The sequence below is a fragment of the Paractinoplanes deccanensis genome (assembly GCF_016862115.1).
GTDB classification, from domain to species: domain Bacteria; phylum Actinomycetota; class Actinomycetes; order Mycobacteriales; family Micromonosporaceae; genus Actinoplanes; species Actinoplanes deccanensis.
In genome coordinates this window covers 54,128-79,467 of record NZ_BOMI01000186.1, presented here as the reverse complement: position 1 = coordinate 79,467, position 25,340 = coordinate 54,128, and the positions used below count along the sequence as shown (strand labels likewise).

At 72.6% G+C, this 25,340-nt stretch carries 22 protein-coding genes; 8 read left to right on the top strand and 14 right to left on the bottom strand.

The window, feature by feature from the left end; all coding sequences use genetic code 11:
- Positions 1-43 precede the first annotated feature (43 nt).
- The gene (locus Ade02nite_RS44025; protein WP_203777174.1) at positions 44-1,201 is read left to right on the top strand and encodes a molybdopterin molybdotransferase MoeA; all 1,158 of its coding nucleotides are present in this window, start codon (positions 44-46) and stop codon (positions 1,199-1,201) included.
- On the opposite strand, the gene Ade02nite_RS44020 is transcribed toward Ade02nite_RS44025, so the two are convergent.
- The 11 genes from Ade02nite_RS44020 to Ade02nite_RS43970 form a co-directional block, all read right to left on the bottom strand.
- Positions 1,193-2,077: a 2-hydroxy-3-oxopropionate reductase gene (locus tag Ade02nite_RS44020; protein WP_203777172.1), complete on the bottom strand. Its 885-nt coding sequence runs from the start codon at positions 2,075-2,077 to the stop codon at positions 1,193-1,195. The genes Ade02nite_RS44025 and Ade02nite_RS44020 overlap by 9 nt on opposite strands.
- A 1-nt stretch (position 2,078) precedes the next feature.
- Positions 2,079-2,888: a hydroxypyruvate isomerase family protein gene (locus Ade02nite_RS44015; RefSeq protein WP_203777170.1), complete on the bottom strand. Its 810-nt coding sequence runs from the start codon at positions 2,886-2,888 to the stop codon at positions 2,079-2,081.
- A 15-nt stretch (positions 2,889-2,903) separates the two neighbouring features.
- Positions 2,904-3,107 (bottom strand): formate dehydrogenase subunit delta, encoded by a 204-nt coding sequence (locus tag Ade02nite_RS44010; RefSeq protein ID WP_203777168.1) that lies wholly within the window; start codon positions 3,105-3,107, stop codon positions 2,904-2,906.
- On the bottom strand, positions 3,107-5,908 hold the full coding sequence (fdhF, locus tag Ade02nite_RS44005; protein WP_203777167.1) for a formate dehydrogenase subunit alpha: 2,802 nt from the start codon (positions 5,906-5,908) through the stop codon (positions 3,107-3,109). The genes Ade02nite_RS44010 and fdhF overlap by 1 nt, the downstream gene beginning before the upstream one ends.
- Positions 5,905-7,527, bottom strand: a complete 1,623-nt coding sequence (locus Ade02nite_RS44000) for a formate dehydrogenase beta subunit (protein WP_203777166.1) — start codon at positions 7,525-7,527, stop codon at positions 5,905-5,907. Before Ade02nite_RS44000 ends, fdhF begins: the two co-directional genes overlap by 4 nt.
- Entirely contained in the window at positions 7,524-7,967 is a 444-nt protein-coding gene (locus tag Ade02nite_RS43995; protein WP_203777164.1) for a formate dehydrogenase subunit gamma, read from the bottom strand. The genes Ade02nite_RS44000 and Ade02nite_RS43995 overlap by 4 nt, the downstream gene beginning before the upstream one ends.
- 127 nt (positions 7,968-8,094) lie before the next feature.
- Positions 8,095-8,394, bottom strand: coding sequence for an AfsR/SARP family transcriptional regulator (locus Ade02nite_RS50875; RefSeq protein ID WP_369076685.1), 300 nt, complete (start codon positions 8,392-8,394; stop codon positions 8,095-8,097).
- A gap of 10 nt (positions 8,395-8,404) precedes the next feature.
- Positions 8,405-9,064, bottom strand: coding sequence for a response regulator transcription factor (locus Ade02nite_RS43985; RefSeq protein WP_203777160.1), 660 nt, complete (start codon positions 9,062-9,064; stop codon positions 8,405-8,407).
- The gene (locus tag Ade02nite_RS43980; RefSeq protein WP_203777158.1) at positions 9,061-10,176 is read right to left on the bottom strand and encodes a sensor histidine kinase; all 1,116 of its coding nucleotides are present in this window, start codon (positions 10,174-10,176) and stop codon (positions 9,061-9,063) included. Before Ade02nite_RS43980 ends, Ade02nite_RS43985 begins: the two co-directional genes overlap by 4 nt.
- Positions 10,177-10,196: 20 nt before the next feature.
- Positions 10,197-10,610: a hypothetical protein gene (locus Ade02nite_RS43975; protein ID WP_203777156.1), complete on the bottom strand. Its 414-nt coding sequence runs from the start codon at positions 10,608-10,610 to the stop codon at positions 10,197-10,199.
- A gap of 96 nt (positions 10,611-10,706) precedes the next feature.
- Positions 10,707-10,910 (bottom strand): hypothetical protein, encoded by a 204-nt coding sequence (locus Ade02nite_RS43970; protein WP_203777154.1) that lies wholly within the window; start codon positions 10,908-10,910, stop codon positions 10,707-10,709.
- 121 nt (positions 10,911-11,031) lie between these two features.
- On the opposite strand from Ade02nite_RS43970, the gene Ade02nite_RS43965 reads away from it, so the two are divergent.
- The 3 genes from Ade02nite_RS43965 to Ade02nite_RS43955 all read left to right on the top strand — a co-directional run bounded on the left by Ade02nite_RS43965 (position 11,032) and on the right by Ade02nite_RS43955 (position 18,160).
- Positions 11,032-11,742, top strand: coding sequence for a polysaccharide deacetylase family protein (locus Ade02nite_RS43965; RefSeq protein WP_239169494.1), 711 nt, complete (start codon positions 11,032-11,034; stop codon positions 11,740-11,742).
- A 179-nt stretch (positions 11,743-11,921) separates the two neighbouring features.
- Positions 11,922-17,825 (top strand): polymorphic toxin-type HINT domain-containing protein, encoded by a 5,904-nt coding sequence (locus Ade02nite_RS43960; protein ID WP_203777152.1) that lies wholly within the window; start codon positions 11,922-11,924, stop codon positions 17,823-17,825.
- Positions 17,822-18,160: a hypothetical protein gene (locus Ade02nite_RS43955; RefSeq protein WP_203777150.1), complete on the top strand. Its 339-nt coding sequence runs from the start codon at positions 17,822-17,824 to the stop codon at positions 18,158-18,160. The genes Ade02nite_RS43960 and Ade02nite_RS43955 overlap by 4 nt, the downstream gene beginning before the upstream one ends.
- Positions 18,161-18,164: 4 nt before the next feature.
- Here Ade02nite_RS43955 and Ade02nite_RS43950 read toward each other — a convergent pair whose 3' ends face one another.
- A complete protein-coding gene (locus tag Ade02nite_RS43950) occupies positions 18,165-19,424 on the bottom strand; it encodes an endo-1,4-beta-xylanase (RefSeq protein ID WP_203777148.1) in 1,260 nt (419 codons plus the stop codon).
- Between the two features lie 123 nt (positions 19,425-19,547).
- Between Ade02nite_RS43950 and Ade02nite_RS43945 the strand changes: the two genes are divergently transcribed.
- Together Ade02nite_RS43945 and Ade02nite_RS43940 are read left to right on the top strand one after the other, a co-directional pair.
- Complete coding sequence (locus Ade02nite_RS43945) at positions 19,548-20,600, top strand: NAD-dependent epimerase/dehydratase family protein (protein WP_239169493.1); 1,053 nt, start codon at positions 19,548-19,550, stop codon at positions 20,598-20,600.
- Entirely contained in the window at positions 20,597-21,544 is a 948-nt protein-coding gene (locus Ade02nite_RS43940; RefSeq protein WP_203777144.1) for an aldo/keto reductase, read from the top strand. The genes Ade02nite_RS43945 and Ade02nite_RS43940 overlap by 4 nt, the downstream gene beginning before the upstream one ends.
- 8 nt (positions 21,545-21,552) lie before the next feature.
- Here the strand turns inward: Ade02nite_RS43940 and Ade02nite_RS43935 are convergent, their stop codons facing one another.
- Positions 21,553-22,182 carry a helix-turn-helix domain-containing protein gene (locus tag Ade02nite_RS43935; protein ID WP_239169492.1) on the bottom strand — a complete coding sequence of 210 codons (630 nt, stop codon included), beginning with the start codon at positions 22,180-22,182 and terminating at the stop codon, positions 21,553-21,555.
- A gap of 93 nt (positions 22,183-22,275) precedes the next feature.
- Here Ade02nite_RS43935 and Ade02nite_RS43930 point away from each other — a divergent pair, with 93 nt between their 5' ends.
- Entirely contained in the window at positions 22,276-23,931 is a 1,656-nt protein-coding gene (locus tag Ade02nite_RS43930; RefSeq protein ID WP_239169491.1) for an MFS transporter, read from the top strand.
- Here the strand turns inward: Ade02nite_RS43930 and Ade02nite_RS43925 are convergent.
- Entirely contained in the window at positions 23,852-24,301 is a 450-nt protein-coding gene (locus Ade02nite_RS43925; RefSeq protein ID WP_203777140.1) for a winged helix-turn-helix transcriptional regulator, read from the bottom strand. The two genes, Ade02nite_RS43930 and Ade02nite_RS43925, sit on opposite strands and share 80 nt — an antisense overlap.
- Positions 24,302-24,416: 115 nt before the next feature.
- Here Ade02nite_RS43925 and Ade02nite_RS43920 point away from each other — a divergent pair, with 115 nt between their 5' ends.
- Positions 24,417-25,295 carry an aldo/keto reductase family oxidoreductase gene (locus tag Ade02nite_RS43920; RefSeq protein ID WP_203777138.1) on the top strand — a complete coding sequence of 293 codons (879 nt, stop codon included), beginning with the start codon at positions 24,417-24,419 and terminating at the stop codon, positions 25,293-25,295.
- The last annotated feature ends 45 nt before the right edge of the window (positions 25,296-25,340 follow it).

The following is a 25,340-nucleotide window of genomic DNA, read 5'->3' as shown; positions in this document are numbered from 1 at the left end:
CTGGCACCTCCGACCGAGCCGACTATCGTATACAGTATGGAGGATGCATACCATGAACGCCACCGGCTGGCACCAGGCCCGGCAGTGTGCTCGCGAGGCGGGCGGCCCGCTGCCCGCGGTGGAGGTGCCGCTCGGCGAGGCGGCCGGCTGCGCGCTCGCGAAACCGCTGGTCGCGCTCTCTCCCCTGCCCGCCTACGACGCGGCCGCCATGGACGGGTACGCCGTCGCGGGCATCGGCCCGTGGCATCTCGCCGGGCGGATCCTCGCCGGCGACGCGGACCCGCCCGCGCCGCTCTCGCCCGGGCAGGCGATGGAGATCGGCACCGGCGCGCTGGTGCCGGCCGGCGCCGACGCGGTGCTGCCCTACGAGCAGTCCACCCGCACGGGCCGCACGGTGACCGGCCGGCTCTCCCCCGGCCGGCACATCCGCCGCCGGGGCGAGGACTGCCCGGCCGGCCAGGAGGTGCTGGCCGCCGGCACGGTCGTCACCTCCGCCGTGCTGGGCCTGGCCGCCGGCCTGGGACACGACACGCTGCCCGTGCACCGGCGGCCACGGGCCGCGATGGTGGTCACTGGCGCCGAGCTGCGCACGTCCGGGATCCCGGCGGCCGGGCAGGTCCGCGACGCCATCGGGCCGATGCTGCCCGGCCTGATCCGGGCCGCCGGCGCCGACCCGGCCTGGACGGCCCGGGTCACCGACCGGCACGCGGCCCTGGTCGACGCGCTGCACCGCCCCGATGCCGAGGTGCTGGTGGTCTGCGGGGCCACCTCGGCCGGCGCGGCCGACCACCTGCGGGGCGCCCTCGACACCCTCGGCGCGCGGGTTCCGGTCCGGGGCGTCGCCTGCCGGCCGGGTCACCCGCAGCTCCTCGCGGTGCTGCCGGACGGACGGTTCGTGGTCGGCCTGCCCGGCAACCCGTACGCGGCTCTGGTCGCCGCCCTCACTCTGCTGTGCCCGCTGCTCGGCCGGCTGGCCGGCCGCGGCGAGCCGCCGGTGCTGACCGCCAGGCTAGCCGGGCCGGTGGCACCGCACGAGCGGGACACCCGGCTGGTGCCAGTGGCCCTCTCCGGATCGCGGGCCCTGCCCGTGGGCCACGACCGCCCCGGATCGCTGCGGGGCGCCGCCGCGGCGGACGCGCTCGCGGTCGTGCCGCCGGGGTGGACCGGCGGCGAGGTCGAGCTGCTTCCGCTGTCACCGTGAGGCACGGCCGGACAGCTGCTCGACCAGCTTCAGCAGCGCGCTGTGGTCGAGGCCGCCGTCGCCCTGCGCCTTCAGCGCGGCGATCAGTTGCGCCACCGCCGACCCGAGCGGGATGACCACGCCGGCCTCCCGGGCCGCCGAGGTGACGATGCCCATGTCCTTGTGGTGCAGGTCGATCCGGAAGCCGGGCTCGAAGCGCCGGGCCAGCATCCCGGCCGCCTTGCGGTCCAGGATCCGGTTGCCGGCCAGGCCGCCGGCCAGCACCCGGACCGCGGCGCCGGTGTCCACCCCGTACGCCTCGAGGAAGACGATCGCCTCGGCGACGAGCTCGATGGTGCCGGCCACGATGAGCTGGTTGGCCGCCTTCACCGTCTGGCCGGCGCCGTGCGGGCCGACGTGCACCACTGTCGCGCCGAGCACCTCCAGGACCGGCAGCGCCGCCTCGAAGTCCTCGGCGCCGCCGCCGACCATGATGGACAGACTGCCCTCGATCGCGCCCGGCTCGCCGCCGCTGACCGGGGCGTCGAGCACCCGTACCCCCAGAGGTCTCGCCGCCTCGGCGACGGCGCGGGAGGTCGTGGGCGAGATGCTGCTCATGTCGATGTAGAGCTGACCCGCCCGCGCGTTGGCCAGAATGCCGTCCTCGCCGAGGGCGACCGCCTCGACGTCCGCCGAGTCGCGCACCATCGTGACGACGACGTCCGCCTTCTGCACCGCCTCCGCGACCCCGGCGGCGGCCCGGCCACCGGCCCGGGCCAGCATCTCGGTGCGGGCCGCGGTGACGTCGTAGCCGAGGACGTCGTATCCCGCCTTGGCCAGGTTGACGGCCATCGGGCCGCCCATGATGCCGAGTCCGATGAAACCGACGGTCGTCATGTCAGTGTTCCCTTCGCAGGTCGCGGGGCAGCCAGTCGAAGCTCAGGGCGCTCGGTCCGCTCGGGACGTACTCCAGGCCCACCCAGCCCTGGTATCCGGCCTGGTCGAGCCGGCTCAGGTGGCCGTCGAGGCCGATGTCGCCGGTGCCCGGCTCGTGCCGGCCCGGGGCGTCGGCGATCTGCACGTGCCCGATCCGCTCGGCGTGCTCCTCGAGGACCTTGGCCACGTCGTCGCCGTTCACGGTCAGGTGATAGAGGTCGGCGAGGAACGCCAGGTTGCCGGATCCGCGCTCGGCACGCACCCGGTCCAGCACCGAGACGACGTCGGCGGCGGTGCGCAACGGGTACGGATGCGGCCCGCTCACCGCCTCGACCAGCACCGTCCCCCCGATCCGGTCGATGGCCGCCGCCGCGAAGGCCAGGTTCGCCACCGCCGTCTCCTCCTGGACCTCGCGGTCGATGTAGGCGATCCGGTTGCCGTACAGGGCGTTGAAGGACCGGCACCCGGTGGCGGCGCCGATCCCGGTGACCAGTTCGACGTTGTCGCGGAACTCGGCCGAGCGGGACGGCCAGGACACCAGCCCCCGGTCGCCGCCGGGCATGTCGCCGGCGAAGAAGTTGAGGCCGACGAGCTGGACGCCGGCGTCGCCGAGGGCGTCGAGGAAGGCGTCCACCTCGGAGGCCGGCGGGACCGCCTCGGCGAACGGCCACCAGAACTCGACAGCGTCGAATCCGGCCGCCTTCGCCGCCGCCGGCCGCTCCAGCAGGGGCAGCTCGGTGAACAGGATCGAGCAGTTCACGTCGTAGCGCACGGGCTCTCCTCAGGACTAGGTCGACAACAGCCGGGCGGCGGCCAGGGCGAGCGGGTCCAGGCCCTGGGGCTCGGACTCGACCCGGCGCATCAGCTCGGCGCGCATCCGCGGGTCCCAGAACGCCCGGACGTGCTCCGCGATGGCCGCCGCGGCCGCGTCCGGCGCCTGGTGCCGGAACTGGACGGCGATGTCGTTGATCATCCGGACCTGCGGGGACATCACTCGGCCGCCATCGCCGACCGCAGTGCCTCGGCCGGTCGCGGTGCGGCCTTGAGACCGACCTGCACCGCCGTCACCTTGTACTCCGGGCAGTTGGTCGCCCAGTCGGAGTTCTCCGTGGTGACCACGTTCGCCCCGGTCACCGGATGGTGGAAGGTGGTGTAGACGACGCCGACCGGCATCCGGTCGGCGAGCACCGCGCGCAGCGTGGTGGCACCGACCCGGCTGCTCAGCACGACCTCGTCACCGTCGTTGATGCCCCGCACCTCCGCGTCATGCGGATGGATCTCGAGGACGTCCTCGGGGTGCCAGGCCACGTTCGCGGTACGCCGGGTCTGCGCCCCGACGTTGTACTGGCTGAGGATCCGGCCGGTCGTCAGGATCAGCGGGTACTTGCGGGTGCTGCGCTCGCGGGTCGGCACGAACGGCGTACGCACGAAGCGGCCCTTGCCCCGGACGAAGCCGTCCCTGTGCATGATCGGCGTGCCCTCGGGCGCGTTGTCGTTGCACGGCCACTGCACGCTGCCGAGCTTGTCGAGCTTGTCGAAGGAAACCCCGGCGAAGGTCGGCGTGAGCGCGGCGATCTCGTCCATGATCTGGCTCGGGTGGTCGTAGCGCATCGGGTAGCCCATCGCCTCGGCGATCTCCGCGACGATCTGCCACTCGTGCTTGCCGGTCTTGGGCGCCATCACCGGGCGGACCCGGTTGATCCGGCGCTCGGCGTTGGTGAACGTGCCGTCCTTCTCCAGGAAGGAGGTGCCGGGCAGGAAGACGTGGGCGAACTTGGCCGTCTCGTTGAGGAACAGGTCCTGGACGACGACCAGGTCGAGCGCCCGCAGCGCGGCGTGCACGTGGTTGATGTTCGGGTCGGACTGCGCGATGTCCTCGCCCTGCACGTAGAGCGCCCGGAAGCTGCCCTCGATGGCGGCGTCGAACATGTTCGGGATCCGCAGGCCCGGCTCGGCCTGGAGGGTGCTGCCCCACATGTTCTCGAACACGCCGCGGACGACGTCGTCGGAGATGTGCCGGTAGCCGGGCAGCTCGTGCGGGAACGAGCCCATGTCGCAGGAGCCCTGCACGTTGTTCTGGCCGCGCAGCGGGTTGACCCCGACGCCCTCCCGGCCGATGTTGCCGGTCGCCATCGCGAGGTTCGCCATGCCCATCACCATGGTGGAGCCCTGGCTGTGCTCGGTGACGCCGAGCCCGTAGTAGATCGCGCCGTTGCCGCCGGTGGCGAAGAGCCGTGCCGCCGCCCGGACCTCCTCGGCCGGCACCCCGGTGAGCTCCTCGACCGCCTCCGGGCTGTTCTCCGGCCGGGCGATGAACTCGGCCCAGTCGTCGAAGTCCTCGCAGCGCTCGCCGACGAACGACCGGTCCACCAGCCCCTCGGTCAGCACGACGTGGGCCAGCGCGTTCACCACGGCCACGTTGGTGCCGGGCGCGAGCTGGAGGTGGTGCGCGGCTTCGATGTGCGGCGAGCGGACCAGGTCGATCCGGCGCGGGTCGATCACGATCAGCTTGGCGCCCTCGCGGAGCCGGCGCTTCATCCGGGACGCGAACACCGGGTGCCCGTCGGTGGGGTTCGCGCCGATCACCATGATCACGTCGGACTGGGCGACCGACCGGAAGTCCTGGGTTCCGGCCGAGGTGCCGAAGGTCTGCTTCAGGCCGTACCCGGTCGGCGAGTGGCAGACCCGGGCACAGGTGTCCACGTTGTTGTTGCCGAACGCGGCGCGGATCATCTTCTGCACCACGTACACCTCCTCGTTGGTGGTGCGTGAGGAGGTGATGCCGCCGATCGCGCCGACGCCGTGCCGGGACTGGATGTCGCGCAGCCGGGCCGCCGTGAACGCGATGGCGGTGTCCCAGTCGACCGGCTGCCACTCGTCGGTGATCTTCTCGCGGACCATCGGCGTGAGCACCCGGTCGGGATGGGTGGCGTAGCCGAAGGCGAAACGCCCCTTGACGCAGGAGTGCCCCTCGTTGGCGCCGCCGTCCTTGTAGGGCACCATCCGGACCAGCTCGGCCCCGCGCAGCTCGGCCTTGAACGAGCAGCCGACCCCGCAGTACGCGCAGGTGGTGATGACGCTCCGGCTCGGCATCCCGAGCTGGATCACCGACTTCTCCTGCAACGTCGCCGTCGGGCAGGCCTGCACGCAGGCGCCGCAGGAGACGCACTCGGAGCTCATGAAGTCGGTGCCGCCGGCCGAGACCTTCGAGCCGAAGCCGCGGCCCTCGATGGTCAGCGCGAACGTCCCCTGCACCTCGCCGCAGGCCCGCACGCACCGGGAGCAGGAGATGCACTTGGAGGCGTCGAAGTCGAAGTACGGGTTGCTGGAGTCGGTCTTCTCGTCGAGATGGTTGGCGCCGTCGTAGCCGTAGCGGACCTGCCGCAGGCCGACCGCGCCGGACATGTCCTGCAACTCGCAGTCGCCGTTGGCGGAACAGGTGAGGCAGTCCAGCGGATGGTCGGAGATGTACAGCTCCATCACGCCCTGCCGGAGCTTGGCGAGCTTCGGCGTCTGGGTGCTGACCCGCATGCCCTCGGCGACCGGCGTGGTGCAGGAGGCCGGGGTGCCGCGCCGGCCGTCGATCTCGACGAGGCAGAGCCGGCACGAGCCGAACGCCTCCAGGCTGTCGGTGGCGCAGAGCTTCGGGACGTCGATCCCGCACAGCCCCGCCGCCCGCATCACCGAGGTGCCCTCGGGCACGGTCACCGGCAGGCCGTCCACCTCGAGCGACACCGTCGCCGGGCCGGGCTTGGCCGGGGTGCCGAGGTCGGGTTCCTTCAGCAGGCTCATCGGTGGCCTCCTCCATTCGGGCTCGCGGGGCCGAAGTCGCCGGCTCGTTTCGGGCCGAAGTCGCCGGCTCGTTTCGGGCCGAAGTCGCCGGCTCGTTTCGGGCCGAAGTCGTCGGCGAAATGCAGCAGGGCGCTGCGTACGGGCATCGGGGTGAGGCCGCCCATCGCGCACAGCGACCCCTCGGTCATCAGCTCGCAGAGATCGCCCAGCAGGGCGAGGTTGCCGTCCGGGTCCTGCCCCGCGACGATCTTGTCGATCACCTCCACGCCGCGCACCGCGCCGACCCGGCAGGGCGTGCACTTGCCGCAGGACTCCTCGGCGCAGAACTCCATCGCGAAGCGCGCCATCGACGCCATGTCCACGGTGTCGTCGAAGACCACGACGCCGCCGTGCCCGAGCATCGCGCCGGCGGCGGCGAACGCCTCGTACTCCATCGGCAGGTCGAGGCCGGTCGCCGGCAGGTACGCCCCGAGCGGCCCGCCGACCTGCACCGCGCGGACCGGGCGGCCGGTGCGGGTACCGCCGCCGTAGGTGTGCACGAGCTCGTGCAGCGTCATGCCGAACGCGGTCTCGAAGATGCCGCCGCGGGCGACGTTGCCGGCCAGCTGGAACACCTGGGTGCCGCGCGACCGCTCGACGCCGAGCGCCTGGTACGCCGCCGCGCCGCCGGCCAGGATCGCCGGGACCGAGGCCAGCGTCAGCACGTTGTTCACCACCGTCGGCTTGCCGAACAGCCCGGTGATCGCCGGGATGGGCGGCTTCGCCCGCACCATGCCCCGCTTGCCCTCCAGGCTCTCCAGCATCGCGGTTTCCTCACCGCAGATGTACGCGCCCGCGCCGACCCGGACGAACAGGTCGAACGTGTGCCCGGCGCCGAGGACGTTCTCGCCCAGCCAGCCCTGCTCGCGGGCCACCGCGATGGCCTCGCGCATCGTGCGCACGGCGTCCGGGTACTCGGAGCGGATGTAGACGTAGCCCTCGGTGGCGCCGACCGCGTACGCGGCGATCGTCATCCCCTCGATGAGGGTGAACGGGTCGCCCTCCATCAGCATCCGGTCGGCGAACGTGCCGCTGTCGCCCTCGTCGGCGTTGCAGCAGACGAACTTCAGCGGGCCCGGGGTGCCGGCCACGGTCTTCCACTTGATGCCGGCCGGGAAGCCCGCGCCGCCGCGCCCGCGCAGCCCCGACTCGGTGACCTCGGCGACCACGTCCGCCGGCGGCAGTCGCAGCGCCCGGCGCAACCCGGCGAGCCCGCCGTGCGCCACGTAGTCCTCGGGCGACAGCGGATCGGTCACGCCGACCCGGGCGAAGCAGAGCCGGGTCTGGTCGCGCAGCCACGGAAGCTCCGCCACCACGCCCTGGCACAGCTCGTGGCCGGCGCCGTCGAGCATGCCGGCCGCGACGAGGCCGGCAACCGCGTCCGGCTCGACCGGGCCGTACCCGATCCGGCCGCGCTCGGTGACCACCTCGACCAGCGGCTCCAGCCAGAGCATGCCGTGCGAGCCGTTCCGGACGATGCGGATCGGCCGGTCTGCCTCTTGCGCGAGGTTGGCGGCGACCTCGTCGGCGCCGAGGGACAGCGCGGCCGAGTCCCGGGGCACGTAAACCGTCGTCGTCATCGGCTCGCCGCCCCTTTGAGCAGGCTCTCCAGCCGGGCCGGGCTGAGCCGTCCCCGGACGCGGTCGTTGACCTGACCGGCCGGGCCGAGCGCGCAGTTGCCCAGGCAGAACACCTGCTCCAGCGTCACCGAGCCGTCCGGTGTGGTCTGGCCGGTCTTGATGCCCAGCACCCGCTCGGCGTGCGCGACCAGTTGCTCCGCACCCACCGACTGGCAGGCCTCGGCCCGGCAGAGCTTCAGCACGGTCCGGCCGGCGGGCTCGGACCGGAAGTCGGAGTAGAAGGTCACCACCCCGTGCACGTCGGCCCGGGAGATGTTCAGCTCGGCCGCCAGCACCGGCACCACGTCGGAGTCGACGTAGCCGAACTCGGCCTGTATCCGATGCAGGATCGGCAGAAGTGCCCCCCGATCGCCACGATGCGCCGCGACCAGCGCACGCACCCGATCCGTTACCGAAGTGCCAGGACTGACCACGGCGATCCCGCCTCCCATCGACATCGATCGAGTGACATCCACCATACTGGCATCTGAATACTGTATGCAACACCGTCGGGCTCGTTCAGGCTCTTCAGCGTCGGTTGCAGCGCCGGCTGCGGCTCCGGCGGCGACGTCTTGCGCCTGGACGCGGACAGCGGCAAGAGCGCCTCCCACAGCTTCTCCTCCCCGATCGGCCCCGCTCCCGCGCGGGCAGACCCGGCTCCAGCAGTCTGCGCAAGGTGCTGACGTGCCCGTGGACGGCGTTCGGGGCGGTGTCCGGCGCGGACGGACCCCAGAGGATGTCGACGATCTCGGCGATGCTCACCGGCCGGCCGACCCGCGTCAGCAACACCGCCAGCAGAGCCCTGGCCTGCGGCGGCCGAAAGGGAATCTCCGCCGCGTCAGCGTGGCCTCACCAGGCCGGTGCGGTAGGCGACCACGACCAGCTGGGCACGATCGCGGGCGGCGAGCTTGGTGAGCAGGCGGCTGACGTAGGTGCGCACGGTCGCGTGGCTCAGGTGCAGCAGTTCCGCGATCTCGTTGTTGGCCAGCCCGTGTGCCACCTCGACCAGCACGTCACGTTCGCGGTCCGTCAGGGCCGCCAGCGGGGCGGTGTCCACTGCGGCCGGGCCCGCGCCGACCGCCGCGTCCATCACCCGCCGGGTCACCGCGGGCGACAGCAGGGCCTCGCCGGCGGCGACCAGGCGCACCGCACGGCGCAGCTCCTCCGGGCCGCAGTCCTTGAGCAGGAATCCGGCCGCGCCCGCCCGGATGGCAGCGAACACGTACTCGTCGGTGCCGTAGGTGGTCAGCGCCACCACCCGCACCGCCGCCAGCGCCGGGTCGGCGACGATGCGGCGGGTCGCCTCGATGCCGTCGACCCGCGGCATCCGCAGGTCCATGAGCACCACGTCCGGCCGCTCGGCGGCGGCCAGCGCCACCGCCTCGGCGCCGTCGGCGGCCTCCCCCACGACGCTCAGCTCCGGGTCACGTTCGATCAGCGCGCGCAGACCGGCCCGGACCAGCTCCTGGTCGTCGGCGAGCAGCACGCGGACGGTCATGCGGCGGGCTCCGCGGGCAGGGTGGCCGTCACCGCGAACGTGCCGTCCGGGGCCGCTCCGGCGTGCAGGGTGCCGCCGAGCAGGGTGGCCCGTTCCCGCATGCCGTTCAGTCCGTGTCCGTTGCCCGGCGCGGTCGTGGCGGCACCCTCGTTGACGATGCGCAGGGCCACCTTGCCGGGCGTGTAGGAGATCGTGAGCCGCACGGATCGGCCCGCCGCGTGGCGGCGGGCGTTGGTCAGGGCCTCCTGGACGATGCGGTACGCCGTGGCGTCCACCACCTGCGGAAGCGGCCGGGCGTCACCCTCCACCACCACCTCGACCGGAGCGCCGGCGAGGAGCTCGTCCAGTCGTGACAGCGCACCGATCGGTGCGTCATGTGCCGCCGCCTCCGCGGTCGCCCGCCGGCCGCGGAGGGCTTCCAGCGTGCCGCGCAGCTCCCGGCCCGCGCCGGCGCTCGCCTGCCGGATCCGCCGGATCGCCCGCCGGGCGGCCTCCGTGCGGTCGTCGTCGAGCGCCTCGTCGGCGACGTCGGCGTGCAGCGTCACCACCGAGATCGTGTGCGCCAGGACGTCGTGCAGGTCGCGTGCCAGGGCCAGCCTTTCCTCCTGTATCCGCCCGCCGGCCTCGCGGGCGAGGCCGGCGGCCACCTCGGCGCGCCACAACCGGCGGGTACGGACCACCTCGCCCAGCAGGATCGCCGCGGCCATCACCGCGACGGTGGTCGGCAGCTCGTAGGCGTACAGATAGCCGGGATCCTCCCCGCCGAGGCTGCGCGCCACGGAGGAGACCGCGACCAGGGTGGCCGCCGAGGCGATCGCCCAGCGCAGCTTCCCGGCCTCGGCGGCCGAGTACAGCGCCGCGCCGACCGGCAGCGCGAGACCGATCGGCGGGAGCCCGAGGGCGTAGTAGCCGAGCAGGCCGAGCCCGGACGCGGCCAGGGTGAGCACCGGGTACGGGCGGCGAAGAAGCATGAGCGCGCCGAACCCCACGGCGAACACGTACGCGATCGGCGGAACGCCGTCGCCGCGCACGTTCGCGGTGACCGCCGTGGCCACGATCGCCGCCGTGGCGGCGCCCAGCAGGGCATCGACCCAACGCGCGTCCGGGACCATGACCGCAGGATAGTTGCGGCTCACCCCTTCGCCCGAGCACCGCCGGATGCCGGACCGCGCGCCCGGCCGGGCATGGCCCGCCGCACCAGCCACGCCAGACCGCCGAGCACGGCACCCTGAAGCGTGTTGAAGACGAGGATCCCGGCATACCCGGGCAGCGGAATCGTCTCGGCCGACGCGAGGAACGGCTGGAGTGACCAGTTCAGCAGGATCGCGGCCACGCCGTAGGCCAAGCCGGCCACGGCGAGCGTCACCACCGGATTCGGCACCCGGCGCACCACCGCGACCACCACCCACACCACGGCGATCAGCGCGGTGATCACCAGCGGCCCGACCGGCTTGGCGAGCGGACCGGAGTCGTACGCCCCGGCGATGCTCAGCACCGGGCGCGCCAGCCCGAGAACGCCCAGAACGATGGCGAGCCGAAGATTCATGACCGCGACGCTAGGCCCGCGAAACCCCACCCACATCGAGCCGAAGTCGACGGCCGCAGTCAACATCGGGTGATCAGCGCATCGCTCCTGTCCCGATCACGCGCGGGCATCAGAGGCGAGCGCGGCGCACGCGTATATCGCGTCCGGCGACCACGTCGTCGGCCATCGCCAGCGCGTCCAAGGTCGCCAGGACACCAGGAAGAACGTGCCGAGATCGGTGGTCAGCCACTCGCCCAGCGGGTCGTACCGCTGCTCCGCGACCTGATAGACGGAACGGCGGAAGGTGGGATCGATCCGCAAACTGACAACCCGCTGTCCTGGGTCCGGGAGCCGCCGGAAGTTTCGCGCGCTCTTGACCGGTCCAGTCGGCGAACCTAGCGTGCATAGAACGACAATTATCGATACTTTCGAAGGGGGAGCCATGACGGGACGCTCTCGGGTCATGGCCTTGCTCGCGGCGTCCGCGATGGCGGCGTTCGGGCTCACGAATGCGGCACCCGCCTCGGCGCAAGGTGGTGGACCGTGCCGAGCGGGGTATGTCGGGCTGACGTTCGACGACGGGCCCAGCGCGACCGCGCCGCAGCTGCTGGCGGCCCTGCGGGCCCACAAGTTGCGGGCGACGTTCTTCAACCAGGGCGACAACTCGCTGGCACGGCCCGAGATGGTGCGCGCCGAGCAGCGGGCCGGCATGTGGATCGCCAACCACACCTTCACCCACCCGCATCTGCCGCAGCTGAGCGAGGCGGCCGTCTTCCAGGAGATCGCCGGCACGCAGTGGGTGCTGCGCGACGTCACCGGCCGCGAGCCGGCGCTGTTCCGGCCGCCCTACGGCGAGACCAACGACCAGGTCCGCGCCGCCGCCGAGCGGATCGGCCTGCTCGAGGTGCTGTGGACGGTGGACTCGCGCGACTGGGCGGGCGTGAGCGCCGAGGAGATCGCCGCCGCCGCGCGCACGCTGCAGCCCGGCGGGATCATCCTGATGCACGACTGGCCGCCGGCGACGATCGAGGCCGTCCCGCTGATCGCCCGCGACCTCGCGGCCCGCGGCCTGTGCGCCGGGCGGATCGCCTGGACCCCGGAGGCGATTCCGTACGGCGACCAGGTGTTCCACGCCAAGGCGGTGCGGCCCTGACGCCGGGGCCGCGCGCGAGTGTACGCCGATGGAAGCGCTCCCAACAGCGTCGTAAGCCCGCGGAATTCGTACGCTAGTACTAGCCCGGAGCCCGTTTCCGGACATTAACGATCATCCATGCGCTATAGCGTCCCCGACAGGCGCGTTCGATTCACGGACGTCGTTGAACGGGGGACATCATGCGCATCCGAAGCGCGGCGCTCGCGGCCCTGCTGGCCGCGACCGTCGCACCACCAGCGGCGGCCGCCGCGCCGCCGATCACGGCGAAGGCGGCACCGTCCACCGCGCCGGCACCCTCCGGGCCCGGCTCGCCCGCCCGGCCGCTGCCGCTGAGCGCCCAGCCCAACCACGGTCTGCCGGCCGGCCAACGGGTTCCCGTCGAGCCGCCCGGCACCCGCGCGAGCGGCCCGGCCCGTACCCTCTCGGCGAAAGACTTCGCCGCGGTGCCGAAGCCCGCCGCCAAGGCCAAGGCGGGCGAGTTGCTGCTGCGCTCCGGCTACGCCGCCGGCGACACCTCGCTGGTGCTCTACTTCGACCTCGCCGACACGGCCGTGACGTCGTGGACCGCGACCGTCTTCGACGCCGGCACGCGCGCCGCCCAGCAGTCGGTCACGCTCGGCCCGGGCGATCTCGCCGGGTGCGGCACCCCGCGCCGGAACTGCCGCGGCTTCGGCGGGGCCGAGGGCTGGGCGCTGGACGCCGGCCACGACTACTTCGCCCAGATCACCGCGACCTACCCGGACGGCTCGACGGTCACCTCGCCGCCGTCGAACACCGCGAGCCCCCGGACGCTCGCCGACTCCCCCGCGGTTCCCGCCGCGCAAGCCGTCGGATGCGCGTGCCCGAACGCGCTGGGCCGCACCACGTCGGGGCAGAAGCTGCGCGGCAGCGGCGTCAACACCGGCACCGGCGCCTACACCCGGACCGAGTCCGACCTGGCGATGTCGTCGTTCGCCGTGCCGTTCGCGCTCAACCGCGTCTACTCCTCGGCCAACACCACCGCCGGGCTGTTCGGCACCGGCTGGGCCTCCACCCTCGACCTGCGGGTCACTGCCACGCCGGCGGGCGCGACCGTGCGGGCCGAGGACGGCGCCCAGGCCGATTACACCGCCGCGGACGACGGCTCGTTCGGCAAGCCGGCCGGGGTCCGCTCCGACCTGAAGAAGACCGCGGACGGCTGGGAGCTCACCACCCCGGAGCAGGTGCACTACCGCTTCGACGGCGGCGGGCGGCTCACCGCCGTGCGCAACGCGCGCGGCCTCGGGCTGACGCTGTCGTACTACGGCTCCGCGCTGACGTCGGTGACCGACGCGGCCGGCCGCAAGGTGACCGTCGAGACGCGCACCGACCTGGGCCTGATCCGCAAGGTGTCGCTGCCCGACGGGCGGGCCACCCAGTTCGACTACGAGGGCGGGCGGCTGCGGTCGGTGCAGGCCGCGACCGGGCAGACCTCGCAGTACCGCTACGACAACGGCCGGCTGTCGCAGGTCGTCGACGCGCGCGGCCAGGTGCAGCTGACCAACACCTACAACGGCACGACGGGCCGGGTCGAGCAGCAGCGCGACGTGTTCGGCAAGGTCACCACCGTCGCCTGGGACGAGGCGCGGCAGGAGGCCAAGGTCACCGACCCGGACGGCGTGGTGGACACCGACGGCTACGCCGGCAACCTGCTGCAGTACAGCCAGAACGGCAACGGCGACAGCGCCAGCCAGCGGTACGACGAGCGGGCGAACCCGGTGCTCAACGTCGACGGCAACGGCAACCAGCACGCCACCGGCTTCGACACGGCCGGCAACCCGACCTCGCAGCAGGCACCCGAGCCGCTCGGCTTCGGCACGGCGGCCGCCTACCAGGCGGGCAACCGGCCCACCCGGTACACCGACGGGCGCGGCAACACCTGGAACGTCGAGTACAACGAGTTCCACGAGGTCACCAAGCGCACCGACGCGGAGAACCACTCGCATTCCTACGCGTACGACGACCGCGGCCTGCTGCGGTCACAGACCGACCCGCGCGGCAAGGTCACGCGGTACGAGTACGACGCCGCCGGCAACCACACGGCGATCGTCGCGCCCACCGGGCGCCGCACCCAGTACGGCTACGACGGCACCGGGCGCCGCACGTCGATGACCGACCCGCGCGGCTACCTCACCAAGTACACCTCCGACCAGCTGGACCGGCCGAAGACCCAGCAGGACCCGGACAAGGGCCAGCCCTGGCGCACCGACTACGACGAGGTCGGCCACCTCGCCGTGCAGACCGATCCGCTGTCGCACAACACCCGCTTCGACTACGACGCCGCGGGCCGGCTGACCACCGTCAAGTCCCCGGTGGGCCGGCTCACCACGTACGGCTACACCGCCGCCGGCCGGCTGGCCTCGGTCACCGACGGGGTGGGCAACAAGACCACGTACGCCTACAGCACCAAGGGCCTGCTGGAGAAGCTCGTCACCCCGCGGGGCAACGTGGCCGGCGCCGACGCGGCCGCGTACACGTGGACGTTCCACTACGACGCGAACGACAACCCGGTCCGGCGCACCCACCCGAACCCGGGCGGCGGCACGGTCACCCGCGACACCAGCTGGGACGAGCTCAACCGGGCCATCGGTGACATCGACGAGCTGGGCAAGCAGACCACCAGCGGGTTCGACAACGCCGACAACGTCACGTCGGTGACCGACCCGGTGAGCTCGGCGGTCTCGCTCACCTACGACAAGGCCAACCGCCCCACCACCTCGATCGACCCGCGCGGCAACGTCACCCGGGTCGAGCACGACGAAGCCGGCAACGTCGTCAAGCAGACCACCGCGACCGGCGGGGTCACCACCTTCACGTACGACGACGACGGCCGCCTGCTCAGCTCGGTGGAGCCGCGCGGCAACGTGGCCGGTGCCGACGCCGACGCGTACCGCACCCGGTACGCCTACGACCTCGCCGGCAACCTCAGCACGGTCACCGACCCGCTCGGCCACGTCACCAAGTTCGCCTACGACGCGACGAACCGCACCACCACGATGACCGACGCCAAGGGGCACGTCACCACCTGGCGGTACGACGACGCCGACCGCACGGTCGCCGTCCGCGGCCCGGACGCCACCTCCGACCAGCAGGCCACCACGTACGACTACGACGCGGACAGCCTGGTGACGGCGGTGCACGACGCCAACCGGCACACCCGCTCGATGCTGTACGACGTGGCCGGCCGGCTCGTGGCCACCACCGACGACCTGGGCCGGTTCCGGGAGTACGCCTACGACCCCGACGGCAACCTCACCGAGACGGTGACCGCCCGGACCGTGGCCGACCCCCGCAACCCCGGCCGCGACCCCGACCGGGCGCAGCGCACCATCACCGACACGTTCGACTCGCTGTCCCGGCTGACCCAGCGCAAGCTCGGCACCTCCGGGCCCGCCTACACCTACGGCTACGACGCCAAGGACCGGCTCACCGCGGCGAACGACCCGTCGGGCGGATACACCGCGGACTACGACGACGCCGGCCGGCCCACCCGCATCGCGCGCGGCGACCGGGCCTTCGGCTACGGCTACGACGCGGCGGGCAACGTCACCAGCCGCCGCTACCCGGACGGCACCGCGCTGACCGCCGCGTACGACGACGACAACCGCGTCACCGAGCTGGCCGGCCCGGCCGGCACGTGGGCGTTCCACTACGACCCGGCCGGGCGCCGCGTCCGGACGGACCTGCCCGCCGGCGATCTGCGGGAGAACCGCGACTACGACCGCTCGGGCCGGCTGACCGGCGTGTCCACCACGACCGCCGCCGGCGGGCCGTCCGGCACGATCGGCGCCTTCGCCCTCGCCCTCGACGCCGTCGGCAACACCAACTCCATCACCACCACCCGCGGCGGGGTGAGCGAGCAGGTGGCGTACGCGTACGACGCGGCGGACCGGCTCACGTCGGCCTGCTACGCCACGCCGTCGTGCTCGTCCGGCGGCACCGGCCGCATCGACTACCGCTACGACCCGGTCGGCAACCGCACCTCCCAGGCCAGGTCCGGCTCGGCCGGCTCCGGCACCACCACCTACCGGTACGACGTCGTGGACCAGCTGCTCAGCGAGACCACCGGCAGCGCGACCAAGACGTACAAGTACGACCTCGAGGGCAATCAGCTCGACGCCGGCGCCGACCGGTTCAGCTACCACCTCGACCACACCCTGCTGTCCGCGACCGTCGGCGGGACCACCACCACGTACGACTACGACGCCAACGGCCTGCGGCTCACCTCGGCCACCGGCGCGGCGACCCGCACGTTCGAGTGGGACCCGGTCGGCCCGCTGCCGCAGATCGCGATCGACCGGTCCGGCGCGGACAGCCGTACCTTCACCTATCTGCCCGACGGCGCGTCGGCGGCGCTGACCGCCGGTGGGGCGCACCACTACTACGTGCACGACTGGCTGGGCGGCACCAGCGCGATGGTCGCCGGCTCCGGGGCCGTCGAGTCGGTGCTCGACTACGACCCGTTCGGCGTGGAGCGCACGTCGCCCACCCGGGCCGGGGTCACGGTCACGCCGGACGCGGCCGCCACGGCCAACCCGCTGCGGTTCACCGGGCAGTACTCGGACCCGACGCTCGGCGGGGACTACTACCAGCGGGCCCGCGTCTACTCGCCGTCGACCGGCCGGTTCACCGGCGTGGACCCGGTGCGCAGCGGGGTCGGTGAGCCGTCGGTGTCGCCGTACGCCTACGTCGCGAACCGGCCGACCGTGGCCGTCGACCCGTCCGGGCTGCTGCTCGACGACCTGCTGGACACGGTCGAGGAGAAGGCGTCCGACATCGGCGACGCCATCTCCGGCGCCGTGGACAAGGCCGCGTCGGCGACCGAGGACGTCGCGTCGGAGGCCAAGGAGTGGGGCGAGGAGACCCTCCAGGGCATCGAGGACACGGCGCACGACCTCGACACGGCGGCCGGCACCAGCTTCGACAAGGCCGACCGCGACCCGGGCCGGCGGTCCGCGGCCCGCAACCGGCTCAAGGAGCGCGCCACCACGCTGCTCGACGACGAGAAGCTCAAGAGCGCCATCGAGGCCGAGTACGCCGAGGACGAGGGCAACCCGATCCGGCAGGGCACCCGCGCCACGCTCGACATCGCCAGCCTGCTGATCGGCGGGGAGAGCACGGCCGCCCGGGCCGGTGCCCGCAACACGGCGACGGCCGGCCGGGCCGAGGCGGTGGCCGGGCGCGACGCCGCGATGGCGGTGCGCGAGTCGGCCGCCGGATCCAGCCGGTCGCTCGGCACGGCGTGCCTGGGCAACAGTTTCACCGGCGGCACCGAGGTGAAGCTGGCCGACGGCAGCACCAAGCCGATCTCCGAGATCCGCATCGGCGACAAGGTGGCGGCGGCCGACCCGGCCACGGCCACGGCCGGCGGGCGCACGGTCACCGCGCTGATCGCCGGCGAGGGCGAGAAGCACCTGGTGGACGTCACGGTCGAGGCGGACGGCGCGGACGCGACGGTGACCGCCACCGACGGCCATCCGTTCTGGGTCGAGGACACCCGGCGCTGGACGGCGGCGAAGGACCTGCGCACGGGCCAGCGGGTGCGCACCGACACCGGCGCCGCGGTGACCATCGTGGCGCTGCGCCCGTACACCGAACGGGAAAGGGTCTACAACCTCAGCGTCGACGGGCTGCACACGTACCATGTGCTCGCCGGCAAGACCCCGGTGCTGGTGCACAACTGCTCGACCGCGATCCGGTCGGTGCGGGCGAAGGTCGCCCAGATGAAGTCGGCCATGAGCCAGGGCGAGGCCGGGCGCACCACGTACGCGGCGGCGCACGTGACGACGGCGGGCGGCAAGCCGGAGCTGTGGGTGGCCGGCGCCGGCCGCGACGGCCGGGTGCCACGAGCCGTCCGGGGCAACGGCAAGGCGATCAACGTGAAGTCGCCCGCGCCGCCGGACCAGGCCCACCTGCCGCACATCAACGACGCCGAGATGCACCTGTACCGCGCCGCGCAGGCCCGGGGTGCCACCATCAACGCCATCGGCGCCACGCGGCCGGTGTGCGGCTGGTGCCAGTCGAGACTGCCGGATGACATCGTGATCGTGACGGAGCTCAAATGACCAAGAGACAACACAGCGAGAAGGTCCTGCGGGAAGAGGTCACCGAGTGGACCGAGTGGCTGCGTGACGACGAGGACTTCGCCGACCTGCGCGACCTGCTCGCCGCGAAGGGACTCTCCCCCTCGGAGACGATCCTCGCGGGCCTGATCAACGGCGAGGACAACAGCCGCTACGGAGTCTTCCTGACCCCCGGTGACAAGTGCATCGTCTTCGAGACCACAGGCGACGACAAGGTGACCCGCTGGGAGGAGGTCCGCGACGCGAAGCCCTTGGCGAAGGACTTCCGCGCCCTGGAAACGGCGATAGCCCTGAAACGCGACGGCGACATCGCCTGACGGCTCACCGCACCGACGGCGCCCCGGTCCCGCTGGAGACCGGGGCGCCGCTCGCGCCGATGGTGAACGGCATGCCGTCCACCTCGTACTCGCCGTGGAAACCCCGCACCCGGATCGCGCCGGACGCGTCGGTGCGCATCTCGGTCGGTGGCAGCCACCACTCGCCCTTGATCAGGGATTCGAGGGCTTCGTACGAGGGCTTGCGGCTGCCGTCCGAGCGCAGGAGGCCGACCGGCGCGCCCAGCCAGGAGCCGTTGTCGGTGATGCCCCAGTAGTTGATCGCGGCGACGGCCGGATGGGCGACCAGCGACCGGTAGTGGCGCACGATCTCGTCGGCCTGCCGGGCCTCGCCCTCCTCGGTGCTGGGCCAGGACGGGATCCGGTAGTCGTTGAGGTCCTCGATCTCGGACGGCATCAGGTGGCCGGAGACCAGCGTGCTCTCGGTCAGGTGCAACGGCAGGCCGTAGCGGGCGAAGCGGTCGAGCATCCGGCCCATGTACTCCTCGCCGCGGTAACCCTGGTGCATGTGGGTCTGCAAACCGATGGCGTCGATCCGTACGCCCGCCTCGAGCACCCCCTCGATCAGGCACTCGTACGCGGACGACAGGTCGAAGTCGTTGATCAGCAGGGTGGCGCCGGGGTCGGCCGCCCGCGCCTCCTCGAAGGCGAGCCGCACCATCGCGATCCGGCCCTTGCTCCGGGCCAGCGGGGTGATCGCGTTGTCGCCGTTGGCGAAGACCGGCATGATGACCGCTTCGTTGATCGCGTCCCAGGTGCCGATCAGGCCGGCGAAGCCGGACACCAGCTCGCGGACGCGGGCGCGCAGCAACCGCTCGACCTCGCCGGCGGGCAGACCGAGCAGCCAGGACGGCTGCACCGTGTGCCACACCAGCGGATGCCCCTTGACCGTGACGCCGCGGCCGACGAGCCAGCGCGCGGTGGCTTCCAGCCGCTGCCGGTCGGTGCGGCCGCGCACCGGCTCGTACCCGCCCCAGTAGAACGGCAGGGTCGCGGTGTTGAACAGGTGGGTGAACTCGGCCGCCAGCGTTTCCAGGCCGAGCCCGGCCGCGCCGCCGAAGACCCCGGCGCTCGCCTCGTCGCCGGGGCCGCCGACGAGGGAGACGAAGTCGAACCCGATGTTGCCGAACGAGAACGCGTGCCGCCGTTGCTGGACGGTGACGACCCGGTCGGCGAGCGGCCGGCCGTCGGGCCCGCGGACGACGACGGACGTCTCCCCGATCCGGTGTGCGTACGTGTCGTTCATCGGCACTCCTGAGAAAGGTGGTCTTCTTCGCCGTCGGGACGGATGGACGGCGCCGGCAGCCTGCGTACGCTGGTCAGCGTCATCCGGCCTCTCGGCCGGCGCGATCGAGTAAGGACAACGCCTGTGCCACTCACCCAGGTGCACCCCGGCCTCGATCGTACGGATCTGAGCGTGCTCTTCCTCGGCGGCACCGGCACGATCAGCGCGTCCTGCGTGCGGCTCGCGGTGGCCACCGGCATGCGGGTCACCGTGGTCAACCGCGGCCGCAACAGCCAGGAACGGGTCCTGCCGGACGGGGTGGAGTCGCTGGTCGCGGACGTCGCCGCGCTGGAGGCCCCGCTCGCCGGCCGCGGCTTCGACGCGGTGGTCAACTTCCTGTCGTACGACGCGGACGACGCCCGCCGCATGGCCGGCCTCTTCGGCGGCCGCACCCGGCAGTACGTCCACATCAGCTCCGCCTCGATCTACGCCAAGCCGGTGCGCCAGGTGCCGATCACCGAGTCGACGCCGGTCGGCCCGAACCCGCACCTCGACTACGCGACCGCGAAGTGGCGCGCCGAACGCGCGCTGCAGGACGCGTACCTCGGCGAGGGTTTCCCGATCACGATCGTGCGCCCGTCGCACACCTACGACGACGCGAACCCGCCGCTGCCGGGCGGCTGGACGGTGGTGGACCGGATCGCCCGCGGCGAGGAGATCCCGGTGCACGGCGACGGCACCTCGCTCTGGACGCTCACCCACGCCGAGGACTTCGCGCAGGGGCTGGTCGGTCTGCTCGGCAACCCCCGGGCCATCGGCGAGACGTTCACCATCACCGGCGACGACGTCCACGCCTGGGACCAGATCTACACGATCGTCGCGGACGCGCTCGGTGTCACCCCGCGGCTCGTGCACGTCGCCTCGGAGATGTACCCGCTGGTCGCGCCCGACTGGTTCTGGTCGGGCGAGATGGTGGGCGACATCGGGCACAGCGCCGTCTTCGACACCACGAAGATCCGCACCTTCGTGCCCGGCTACGCGCCGCGGCTGACGTTCCACCGGGCCGCCTCCCGGATGGTCGCCTGGCGCCGGGAGCACCCCGAGTCGACCCGCGGCGACGCCGGCACCGACGCCGTGCTGTCCCGCATCGTCGGCGCCTACCACCGCGCCCGCGCGATCTTCGAGGCGGCGGCATGACCGAGCTCGGCCGCACCGGCCTGCGCGTCAGCGAGATCTGCGTCGGCACCAGCCCGCTGGCCGACATGCCCTTCCTCTACGGCTATGCGGTGTCCGAGGACCGCGCCGTCGCCACTGTCGACGCCGTCCTTCAGAACCCGGTAATCACCTTCATCGACACCTCCAACGGGTACGGGGCGGACGGCGCGGCCGAACGCAGGATCGGCGCCGCCCTGCAGGCCCGCGGCGGCCTCCCGCCCGGCACGGTGCTGGCCACCAAGGTCGACCCCGATCCCCGTACCGGCGACTTCTCCGGCGCCCGCGTGCGGCAGTCGCTGGCCGAGAGCATGGAACGACTCGGCCTCGACCACATCGACCTGCTGCACCTGCACGACCCCGAGCGCATCACCTTCGCCGAGGCCACCGCGCCCGGCGGCGCCGTCGAGGCCCTGGCCGACCTCCAACGCGAGGGCCTGGTCTCCCACCTCGGGGTGGCCGGCGGCCCGGTCGCCCTGATGCGGCAATACCTGGACACCGGCGTCTTCGAGGTGGTGCTCACCCACAACCGCTACACGCTGCTCGACCGCTCGGCCGAGGAGCTCTTCCGCACCGCCCACGCGCAGGGCATCGGCGTCCTCAACGCCGCACCCTACGGCGGCGGCATGCTGGCCAAGGGCCCCGAACGCCAGACGAGGTACGCGTACGGCGAGCGCGACGCCCGCATAGCCCGCGCGGCCCGGGCCATGGCGGCCGCGTCCGAGCGCGCCGGCATCCCCCTGGCCGCGGCGGCCCTGCAGTTCTCCCTGCGCGCGCCGTTCATCGACTCGACGGTGGTCGGCGTCTCCTCGCCGCAGCGCGTGACGGAGACCCTGGCCCTGGCCGAGATCCCGATCCCCGGCGACCTGTGGGCCGAGCTGGAGTCCCACCTGCCCTCCCCCGGGCTCTGGCTCGACCCGCCGGCGTGAGGACTCCCTCAGTCATCGTCGTCCCGGACGTCCGATGACGGTTCCCCGGTCGAGCGCGACGTGGCGGCGGTGCGCACGTGCGCGCGTTCGCCCTGCTTGCCGACGAGGCTGAGGAACTCCACCGGGCCCGAGCTGGTGGCGCCGAACCAGTGCGGGGTCCGGGTGTCGAACTCCGCGGCCTCGCCCGGTTCGAGGATGAGATCGTGCCGGCCCAGGACCAGCCGGAGCCTGCCGTTGAGGACGAAGGCCCAGTCGTAGCCCTCGTGCGTGCGCAGGCGTGGCCGGTCGTCGTCGCGCCCGGCGGGCAGGATGAACTTGTACGCCTGGATGCCGCCGGGCCGCCGGGTCAACGGCACGATCGTCGTGCCGTCCGTGGTGGCGAGCGGGCGCATGTTGACGCGCGGGTCGCCGGTCGGTGGCGCGTCGACGAGCTCGTCGAGGGTCACGCCGTACGCGCGGGCCAGCGGCAGTAGTTGCTCGAGCGTCGGCAGCCGGAGGCCGGCCTCGAGCCGGGACAGCGTGCTGATCGAGATGCCGGTCCGCTCGGCGAGGTCGGTCAGGGTGATGTCGCGTCGCTGGCGGAGCTCCTTGAGCCGTGGCCCCACGGCGCCGAGGGTGCGTTTCGTCGAGTCGTCCACGCAGGCATTTTGCCATTCGGCAAACTTCTTTGCCATCTCGTGGGCGGGTTGCTCATGCTGGCCGGGCTGCCCCCACCTCGTGAAGGAACACCTATGACCACCATTGACGACCCCCGCCGGCGCCGCACCGTGCTGATCGCGGTGTGCGTGGCCCTGATGGCCGTCATCGCTTCGGTGACCGGCCTGAACGTCGCCCAGCCCGAGCTCGCCGTCGAGTTCGGCGCCTCGCAGAGCGAGGTGCTGTGGATCATCAACGCCTACACCATGACCCTGGCCGCGCTGCTGCTGCCGCTCGGCGCGCTCGGCGACCGGCGCGGGCGCAAGCCGATGCTGTTGCTCGGCCTGAGCCTGTTCGGCGCCGCGAACGTGGTCGCCGGCCTGGCGACCTCGGCGGAGATCATGCTCGGGTCCCGGATCGTCGCCGGCGCCGGAGCCGCGATGATCATGCCGGTCACGCTCGCCGTGATCACCTCGACCTTCCCCGAGAGGGAGCGCGCCAAAGGCATCGGGGTCTGGACCGCGGTGGCCGGCGGTGGCGGCATCCTCGGGATGTACCTGTCCGCCCTGTTGGTGGACGTCGCCTCCTGGCGGTGGCTGTTCGTCCTGCCGGTCGTGCTCGTCGTGGCGTCGCTGCTGATGGTCGTCCGGTCCGTTCCCGACTCGCGCGAGCAGACCGCGCACCGGTTCGACACCGTCGGGTCGGCGGCCTCGATCATCGCCGTGCTCTCCCTCATCTTCGTCCTCCACGAGGGTCCCGTGAACGGGTGGACCGAGCCGTCGACGGTGATCGCCCTCGGCGGCGGCCTGCTGGCCGCGGTCGGCTTCGTCGCGTGGGAGCGGCGCCGGCCGGCGCCGCTGCTCGACGTCCGGCTGTTCCGCGACCGGGGACTGGCCGGCGGGTCGCTCGTCCTGTTGGCGGTCTTCGGCGTGCAGGCGGGCATCTTCGTGGTGCTGTTCCCGTTCCTGCAAGCCGTGCTCGGCTGGTCCGCGCTTCGAGCGACCCTGGCGATGATGCCGATGGCGCTGCTGATGATGCTCGCCTCCGGGCTCGCCCCCAGGGTGAGCGCCCGCCTCGGGAGCCGCCCGACCATGGCCCTGGGCATCCTCGCCGGCGGCGCCGGGCTCGCCCTGATGGCGCTGCTCGTCTCCGTCGACGGCGGCTACCGGTCGGTGCTGCCCGGCATGCTCGCCATGGGCCTGGGCATGGGCCTGTCCATGACGCCCTCCACCGAGGCGATCACCGGTTCCCTGCCGGCCGAGCGCCAGGGCGTCGCCTCCGCCCTCAACGACGTCACCCGGGAGTTCGGCACCGCCCTCGGCGTGGCCCTGCTCGGCGCGGTGCTCTCCGCCGGCTACCGCACCGCCGTCGACGCCCGGCTCGCCGGCATCCCGGCCGACGTGGCCGGCACCGCCCGCGAGGGCGTCGCCAACGCCATCGCCGCCCCCCCGCGGACCACACACCGAGGCCCTGCTGTCGGCGGCCAAGGAATCGTTCGTCGACGGCTGGCAACACGCCATGTGGGCCGGGGCCGCCGTCATGGCCCTCCTCCTGCTCTACGTCCTCGCCCGGGGCCCGCAACCCGGCGTGCCGGCCGGCGAGCGAACGAAGACCGACGTGGAGGTCCCGCTCTGACCGGGGTGCCGTTCCCCGGCGGGCCAGGCCGAAGGATCAGGCCCGCACGGTCGCGCCGTCGTACTTCTCGCGGTGGGCCAGCACCTCGTCCATGTTCGCCTGGGCCCAGATCTTGAGGCCGCGCATCAGCTCGTGCAGGGAGAGGCCGAGCTCGGTGAGCTCGTAGCTCACCGTCACCGGCACCGTCGGCGTGACGGTGCGGCTGACCAACCCGTCGCGCTCCAGGGATCGCAGGGTCTGGGTGAGCATCTTCTGGCTGATGCCGGCCAGCAGGCGGGACAGCTCGGAGTAGCGCATCGCCCGGGGCGTGCCGGCGCAGCCGGTGTCCAGGTCGTGCGAGCCGTCGCTGCCGAGCGCGGCCACCACCAGCGTCACCCACTTGTCGGAGAGCCGGTCGAGCAGCTTGCGGCTGGGGCAGCCAGCCAGGAAAGCGTCGTACTCGATCTTGGCTTGGAGCTTCCTCTGCGCCGCTGTCGTCGTGGCCATCGCCTGCCTCTTCCGGAGGTGACTAACGAACTTTCAGGTACGTACTTCCCGTCAGTACGTTACCGCACCAAAGTAAAGGCCGTCCTCACGTACGAACGAAAGCGAAGGTACGACCATGGCTTCCCTTCCCGGCGGCACCTGGACCCTGGGCGACTTGACGGTCACCCGCTTCGGCTACGGCGCCATGCAGCTGGCCGGCCCCTGGGTCATGGGGCCACCCGCCGACCACGACGGCGCGCTCGCCGTCCTGCGCGAGGCCGTCAGCCTCGGCATCACCCACATCGACACCAGCAACGCGTACGGCCCCGAGGTCACCAACCTGCTGATCCGCGAGGCGTTGCATCCCTATCCCGAGTCGCTGCACATCGTGACCAAGGTCGGCGCGACCCGGGACGACAAGGGCGGCTGGCCGCCGGCCCGCGACCCCGAGAGCCTGCGCCGCTCCGTACACGAGAATCTCGAGAACCTGGGCCTGGAGCGGCTCGACCTGGTCAACCTCCGGCTCGGCAACGCACAGGGCCCCCAGCCCGAGCCCCTGGCCAAGCCCTTCGAGACGCTGCTCGAGCTCCAGCAGCAGGGCCTGATCCGGCACCTCGGCGTGAGCAACGTGACCGAGGAGCAGGTGGCCGAGGCCCAGTCGCTCGGCACGATCGTCTGCGTGCAGAACGGCTACAACCTCGCCCACCGTCAGGACGACGAGCTGATCGACCGGCTCGCCGCCGAGGGCATCGCCTACGTGCCCTTCTTCCCGCTCGGCGGGTTCAGCCCGCTGCAGTCCGCCGCGCTCACGAAGGTCTCGGAACGGCTGAACGCCACGCCGATCGCCGTCGCGCTCGCGTGGCTGCTGCGGCGATCGCCGAACATCCTGCTGATCCCGGGCACGTCGTCGGTGGCCCACCTGCGGGAGAACATCGCGGGCGCGGGCCTCACGCTCTCCGAGCAGGACATGGCCGAGCTGAACGATATCGCCCCGGCCGGCCCTTCCGCCGGTTGACCGCAAGGCCGTCGCGTCCGTCAGGCCGGAGCCGTGCCGCCACGA

Excerpts from the sequence above, each read along its gene's own strand:
- Ade02nite_RS44025 (WP_203777174.1), top strand. The coding sequence starts at position 44 with ATGCATACCATGAACGCCACCGGCTGGCACCAGGCCCGGCAGTGTGCT.
- Ade02nite_RS44020 (WP_203777172.1), bottom strand. The coding sequence starts at position 2,077 with ATGACGACCGTCGGTTTCATCGGACTCGGCATCATGGGCGGCCCGATG.
- Ade02nite_RS44010 (WP_203777168.1), bottom strand. The coding sequence starts at position 3,107 with ATGTCCCCGCAGGTCCGGATGATCAACGACATCGCCGTCCAGTTCCGG.
- fdhF (WP_203777167.1), bottom strand. The coding sequence starts at position 5,908 with ATGAGCCTGCTGAAGGAACCCGACCTCGGCACCCCGGCCAAGCCCGGC.
- Ade02nite_RS44000 (WP_203777166.1), bottom strand. The coding sequence starts at position 7,527 with ATGACGACGACGGTTTACGTGCCCCGGGACTCGGCCGCGCTGTCCCTC.
- Ade02nite_RS43985 (WP_203777160.1), bottom strand. The coding sequence starts at position 9,064 with ATGACCGTCCGCGTGCTGCTCGCCGACGACCAGGAGCTGGTCCGGGCC.
- Ade02nite_RS43980 (WP_203777158.1), bottom strand. The coding sequence starts at position 10,176 with ATGGTCCCGGACGCGCGTTGGGTCGATGCCCTGCTGGGCGCCGCCACG.
- Ade02nite_RS43975 (WP_203777156.1), bottom strand. The coding sequence starts at position 10,610 with ATGAATCTTCGGCTCGCCATCGTTCTGGGCGTTCTCGGGCTGGCGCGC.
- Ade02nite_RS43965 (WP_239169494.1), top strand. The coding sequence starts at position 11,032 with ATGACGGGACGCTCTCGGGTCATGGCCTTGCTCGCGGCGTCCGCGATG.
- Ade02nite_RS43960 (WP_203777152.1), top strand. The coding sequence starts at position 11,922 with ATGCGCATCCGAAGCGCGGCGCTCGCGGCCCTGCTGGCCGCGACCGTC.
- Ade02nite_RS43955 (WP_203777150.1), top strand. The coding sequence starts at position 17,822 with ATGACCAAGAGACAACACAGCGAGAAGGTCCTGCGGGAAGAGGTCACC.
- Ade02nite_RS43950 (WP_203777148.1), bottom strand. The coding sequence starts at position 19,424 with ATGAACGACACGTACGCACACCGGATCGGGGAGACGTCCGTCGTCGTC.
- Ade02nite_RS43940 (WP_203777144.1), top strand. The coding sequence starts at position 20,597 with ATGACCGAGCTCGGCCGCACCGGCCTGCGCGTCAGCGAGATCTGCGTC.
- Ade02nite_RS43930 (WP_239169491.1), top strand. The coding sequence starts at position 22,276 with ATGACCACCATTGACGACCCCCGCCGGCGCCGCACCGTGCTGATCGCG.
- Ade02nite_RS43925 (WP_203777140.1), bottom strand. The coding sequence starts at position 24,301 with ATGGCCACGACGACAGCGGCGCAGAGGAAGCTCCAAGCCAAGATCGAG.
- Ade02nite_RS43920 (WP_203777138.1), top strand. The coding sequence starts at position 24,417 with ATGGCTTCCCTTCCCGGCGGCACCTGGACCCTGGGCGACTTGACGGTC.